The organism is Variovorax sp. P4_D9 (assembly GCF_056401695.1).
Window position 1 is genome coordinate 1 of the sequence record NZ_JBFUIU010001632.1, and the last position, 821, is coordinate 821.

The 821-nt window shown below is 68.2% G+C and carries 1 protein-coding gene; it reads left to right on the top strand.

The features are described from left to right. A partial coding sequence (locus AC1DY5_RS57405) for a helicase-related protein (RefSeq protein WP_478123003.1) occupies window positions 1-821 on the top strand: 821 nt, incomplete at both ends.

Here is an 821-nt window from a genome sequence, read left to right on the forward strand (position 1 = left end):
GTGGTGGGCTACAAGGTGCGTTTCCAGGACCGCCTCTCGCGCGAGGCCTCGGTCAAGCTGATGACCGACGGCATCCTGCTGGCCGAGACCCAGACCGACCCGCTGCTCAAGGCCTATGACACGATCATCATCGACGAGGCCCACGAGCGCTCACTGAACATCGACTTCTTGCTGGGCTACCTGCGCGAGATCCTGCCGCGGCGGCCGGACCTCAAGGTGATCGTGACCTCGGCGACCATCGATGCCGACCGGTTCGCGAAGCACTTTGCTTCCGCGAAGGGGCCGGCGCCGACCCTCATGGTGTCGGGTCGGACCTTTCCGGTCGAGCAGCGCTACCGGCCGTTCGAGGAGTCGCGCGACCACGACCTCAACGACGCGATCGCCGACGCCGTCGACGAACTCTGGCGCGACCCGCACAACGCCGGCGACATCCTGGTCTTCCTGCCCGGCGAGCGCGAGATCCGCGAGGCCGCCGACCATCTTCGGCGCCACCTGAGCCACCAGCCGCTGATGCGCAGCGCCGAAGTGCTGCCGCTGTTCGCGCGGCTGTCGCAAGCCGAGCAGGACCGCATCTTCGACAGCCACAGCGGCCGGCGCATCGTGCTGGCCACCAACGTCGCCGAGACCTCGCTGACCGTGCCGGGCATCCGCTACGTGATCGACACCGGCACGGCGCGGGTCAAGCGCTATTCGTTCCGCAGCAAGGTCGAGCAGCTGCTGGTCGAGCCGATCAGCCAGGCGGCGGCCAACCAGCGCGCCGGCCGCTGCGGCCGGGTCGCCAACGGCATCTGCATCCGGCTCTACGACGAGAAGGATTTCGA